Source organism: Pseudomonas sp. HMSC063H08, assembly GCF_001813645.1.
Classification (GTDB): domain Bacteria; phylum Pseudomonadota; class Gammaproteobacteria; order Pseudomonadales; family Pseudomonadaceae; genus Pseudomonas; species Pseudomonas aeruginosa.
The window spans coordinates 1-4,226 of the sequence record NZ_KV813475.1 but is presented as its reverse complement, the minus strand read 5'-3'; the positions used below and the strand labels follow the sequence as shown (position 1 = coordinate 4,226).

Annotated in this window: 4 protein-coding genes and 1 pseudogene; 4 read left to right on the top strand and 1 reads right to left on the bottom strand. The window is 47.9% G+C overall.

The genetic code is table 11. The features are described from left to right. The first annotated feature begins 175 nt into the window (after positions 1 to 175). From HMPREF2924_RS34545 to HMPREF2924_RS37005, 4 genes are all read left to right on the top strand, one after another. Positions 176 to 736 carry a cytochrome P460 family protein gene (locus HMPREF2924_RS34545; RefSeq protein ID WP_073655985.1) on the top strand — a complete coding sequence of 187 codons (561 nt, stop codon included), beginning with the start codon at positions 176 to 178 and terminating at the stop codon, positions 734 to 736. A 331-nt stretch (positions 737 to 1,067) separates the two neighbouring features. Next, positions 1,068 to 1,604 carry a carboxymuconolactone decarboxylase family protein gene (locus HMPREF2924_RS34540; protein ID WP_028697083.1) on the top strand — a complete coding sequence of 179 codons (537 nt, stop codon included), beginning with the start codon at positions 1,068 to 1,070 and terminating at the stop codon, positions 1,602 to 1,604. A gap of 194 nt (positions 1,605 to 1,798) precedes the next feature. Then, positions 1,799 to 2,101, top strand: coding sequence for a Rho-binding antiterminator (locus HMPREF2924_RS37010; RefSeq protein WP_045733404.1), 303 nt, complete (start codon positions 1,799 to 1,801; stop codon positions 2,099 to 2,101). A gap of 963 nt (positions 2,102 to 3,064) precedes the next feature. Continuing rightward, on the top strand, positions 3,065 to 3,319 hold the full coding sequence (locus HMPREF2924_RS37005) for a hypothetical protein (RefSeq protein ID WP_350328784.1): 255 nt from the start codon (positions 3,065 to 3,067) through the stop codon (positions 3,317 to 3,319). 236 nt (positions 3,320 to 3,555) lie between these two features. Here HMPREF2924_RS37005 and HMPREF2924_RS19175 read toward each other — a convergent pair. Continuing rightward, a pseudogene (locus HMPREF2924_RS19175) lies at positions 3,556 to 3,997 on the bottom strand (ATP-binding protein); the annotation flags it as partial. Positions 3,998 to 4,226 lie beyond the last annotated feature (229 nt).

Below are 4,226 nucleotides of genomic sequence, written 5' to 3'. Positions count from 1 at the left end.
TCGAGCAAAAGGTGGGCGGGCTGGACGCTTACTCTAAACGTCGTCTACACTCCAAAAATCGGAGCGGCTCCACTATTCAACACAGAATTAGTGCTGCCGAATCTCCTTGAGTGGCAGCTTCCAAAAGATAGCCGAGGGCGCGTTCTAGCCGCGGCAGAAAAAACTGGAGTAGATGATGAGGCACATAACACTTGCCGCGATATTAATCGCTGCTACAAATTTACAGGCTCACGCTGAGAACCTAGACGAACACACCTATAAAAATTACGTAGATAAAAGCGGCAATATTAGCCTGCCATCAGATGTACGGAAAACTTGGAGTCACCTAGGGTCTTGGATTGTTGGTGACAAAAAATCACCAGGTTATGGTTTCCATGATGTTTACACTCAACCTGAAGTGGTTGATATTTATCGAAAAACATCTGAATTTCCCGACGGTGCGGTTTTGGTCAAGGAAATTCGTACGGTGGAAGAAGGCGCTCAAACAACAGGACTGGCTCAATGGGCGGGCGAAACTAGTGTCTGGTTTGTAATGGTCAAGGATAAGAAAAATCGATTTAAGGGCAATAGCAATTGGGCTGAGGGCTGGGGTTGGGCGCTCTACGAAGCCAAAGATCCAAAGGTGAATGTTTCTAAGGGATTTCAAGCAACGTGCATGGGCTGCCACATACCTGCCAAAGAAACTGACTGGGTATTCATACGCGGCTACCCAACATTGATGAAAGCAACTCCTTGATATCTCTACGGCGTCGCTACAGGCCGCGGAAGTATGGACTCAGCATTTCCGCGGCCTGTTCGCTTCTTCATCGACAAGCTTATGATACTCCATACAGGGCATCTCGCAATTGAAACTCATGGCAGCGTCATCGCTGAAAAAATGCTGGAGCTCTTAGAGGGAAAAATTAAACATCAGTAGATGTACACTGCTTAGCTAATTGGTTAGTTACGGATCTACCAGGCCTCCTAGGCAAAGAGTCTAGGATATCGTCTCATTTGAGACTCTATTTAAGGCGTCACTTTCATCATCTTGTAGTACTGCGGCGCTCAATCATACGAAGGGTTATGCTATGAATCGGTTACATGTAATAAGCGCTAAAGATGCAGCAGGCCCTACTGCTGATGTTTTTAATTCAATTAAGCGTTCTTTAGGAATGGTTCCAAACGCTTTCCTTGTGGCTGGAACTAACAGCCCGCTGGCCTTAGAAGCGGCCCTTGCACTCGATGCGGCCCTGCATAAAGCCAGCTTGAGCATCAAAGAAATTGAAATTATTAAACTGACGGTCAGCCAAGAATCGGGATGCGATTACTGCCTTGCGGCACATACAATGATAAGTAAAGGCGCCGGGTTGGCGGAGGTGGAAATATTGGCGGCGCGCCATGGCACCCCTTCAGGTAGCACCAAGTCCGACGCGCTTTCAAAGTTTGTTAGGTCAGCGGTTCGAACAACAGGAACGGTGCCTGCAAATGTAGTTGATGAGTTCAAGCAAGCCGGGTACAGCGATCAGCAAATTATTGACACTTTGCTTGCAATCACCAGCATTACATTCACCAATTTAGTCAATCGTGTGAATGACACACCGCTGGACTTTCCAGCCGTTAAGTGATGAGCTATTGCTTTAGGCTGACCTTTGACTAGCTCTTAAAGTCATTGGCTAATAAGCAGGATACTGGCCTCGGCTGCTACGGATGAGTTCGCAGCTTCATTTATGTACTTGACGATAATCAGTCATCCGAGAGGCCATTTTTCCTTGCTACCTTAAATAGCCTTGGTTTGCAGGTGGAGGGGAGGATAATCGACATGAAATACCGGGCGCTAAACTGTGAGCTCTATGATTTTATAGAGACAATCTGCATGTATCATTCCTTTCTAGAGTTACAAACAGTAGACGGCGTCAATATCAAGGCCATAGCTTTAACCACCAAGACAACAGCCAATAAAGAAGAGTATCTTCAGCTGGAGTCGCCTGGTTTCATCCAGGAGGTGAGGCTGGACATGATCTCTGTAATAACCTTATTGGATGGGAGTTCAAATGGACAGAGGAAAGAATTTACCAGCAGACCGGACAACGATGTATGCGTTCCAGACGCGCACGAGCGATAAGGATCAAGCCATTTGCCTTGTGAGCCTGCATTTTTTATGCATTTTAATCAGATCCTTAAAGTAGGCTTCGGATGTTTCCTTGTGTGAACGATAAGCAATCCATTATTTTTGATGAGTTTCAGGCGTGTAATGCCATCGATAACATAGAGCTAAAGGCGGGCGGCGATGGTATTGATACGCAAGATACGGTCTTCATTGTTCGAAGTGTAGGGCTTGGAGCTCGAGTGGTCAGGTATTAACCTTGCTAAGGTTACGGCAATTACCAGGCTAATCACGTGTTTGTGAGTCATTGCCTGCGGGGGAGTATGCTCGCTAAGTAGGCTGCTTGAAACTGGCGATGATTACTTTGTCCATGGTCTTGATCGCACTTGAGAGGCTCATCATTTTCCTATCAAGCGGTCGGTGCCGTCTGTGGTATTTAGGGAACTTTCATTCGGCCTTTAGGTGGCCATTACAACAGTCCTGATACTTTGGAGCCCTTTATGAAGATTATCGGGTCTCACGGACATCAAGGCGGCCCAGCATTATAGGTTCAACGCCCATTAGATTCGTGCCTTCTAGTGTTACCGTGATGCTTAGGAAACCATGATATCTAATTACGCCAGGCCACTTTATTCATATTCGAGAGAAAATTATGAACTATTATTAATTTGCTGGCTGGTCCGGGTCTGCTGATATGCGAACTTGATTACCATCTTCTGCGTGCGCCGATGATTATTATTTTAATTTGGTTTGGATATGATATATGTTTTGAGGTGGAGATCATTGATCTGCTTCCGCTGATCAATAGTGGACCATTTACCTCATGGGCTATTCCTGTCTTGGGTGTCCGTGGCACAAGTTACTTCTTGGGTGCTTCAGGGTGGATTTTTGCCTTGCTATTGTTTCTGGGTTTTTGGAATAAGAAAACTGGTGTATTTAGGTGCGCTAGAATCCTGCGTAACTTTTGTAAGCACTTTGACGATGCTGCCTTTTGTTCCAGGTGCCTGGCATTCAGGCGCAAGTGGTTTTCAAGCGATGACTATCGTTTCGGCCTTTCTGCTGAAAGATCTTGTTTTGCTCGTCGTATCTGTATATCTGTTGAGGCAGGATGTATCGCGCGTAGTGAGTTCTCGCGACGCGTCTAATTTGGAGAGCGGCGTTTTGCAAGGTAGTTGTTGCGTGAGCCGTGTTTTTAAGCTGCTATTTTCAGTGCCGACTGCTCCCGCTCTGGGTTGAGTGTGACGGCGCCGACAGGTTGCCAATTTCGCGTGGCACCTGACCAGCGATGATGCAGATGCCGCTAAGAGCGTGGCACATGAGCATACGACGTTGTTTCAGCGTAAATTTCTGATTTTTTGCAGTAAAACCTGAAGTCGAAGATATGAGTCTCATAGGCTGGTGATGAGTGAAAATGGCTACGGGGCTCAAGCCCTGCCGCATGCCAGCATGCGGCAGGTTTTTTCCGGTGCAGATCAAAACGGCTCATCGTCCTCAGCACCATCAGCGTCCTTGCGCTTTCGTTCACGTGATTTGATTTTTGTCTGGGCGATCAAGCTGCTGTGTTGCAGACGGTAGGACTCGTTGCCCGTTTCGACGATGTGGCAGTGGTGTGTCAGCCGATCCAGCAGCGCCGTAGTCATCTTGGCGTCGCTGAATACACTCGACCATTCCGAGAAGCTGAGGTTGGTGGTGATGAGCCCGCTGGTGTGCTCGTACAGCTTGGACAGCAGGTGAAATAACAGCGCTCCACCGCTCTGGCTGAAGGGCAAATATCCTGCCCATCGAGTATCACCAGGTCTGTGCGACGCAGCCCTTGAGCGATTCGGCCTGCCTTACAATCGTATTTTCGCGCTCCAACAAATTGGCTGGATCCACCGTGGAGTAGAAGCGCACGCGTTTGTTATGCGTCGTGATGGGCTACAGCACCGGAATCAAGCAAGCCACACACATCACAACTCGTCCACTCCCCGGCTTCGACAAGGGCAATCCTGGCAAGCTTTGGGATCACATAAGCGGCATGCAGAATATGCCTGATCTAGGTTACGCACCAATTTGCGAAGCAGCTTGTCACTAAGAGCCTCAAGGGTCTTACACTCGTCGGGGCTCAGGACTGTTGGCGCTGATGGAAAATTGACCCACCCTG

Excerpts from the sequence above, each read along its gene's own strand:
- HMPREF2924_RS34540 (WP_028697083.1), top strand. The coding sequence starts at position 1,068 with ATGAATCGGTTACATGTAATAAGCGCTAAAGATGCAGCAGGCCCTACT.
- HMPREF2924_RS37010 (WP_045733404.1), top strand. The coding sequence starts at position 1,799 with ATGAAATACCGGGCGCTAAACTGTGAGCTCTATGATTTTATAGAGACA.
- HMPREF2924_RS34545 (WP_073655985.1), top strand. The coding sequence starts at position 176 with ATGAGGCACATAACACTTGCCGCGATATTAATCGCTGCTACAAATTTA.
- HMPREF2924_RS37005 (WP_350328784.1), top strand. The coding sequence starts at position 3,065 with ATGCTGCCTTTTGTTCCAGGTGCCTGGCATTCAGGCGCAAGTGGTTTT.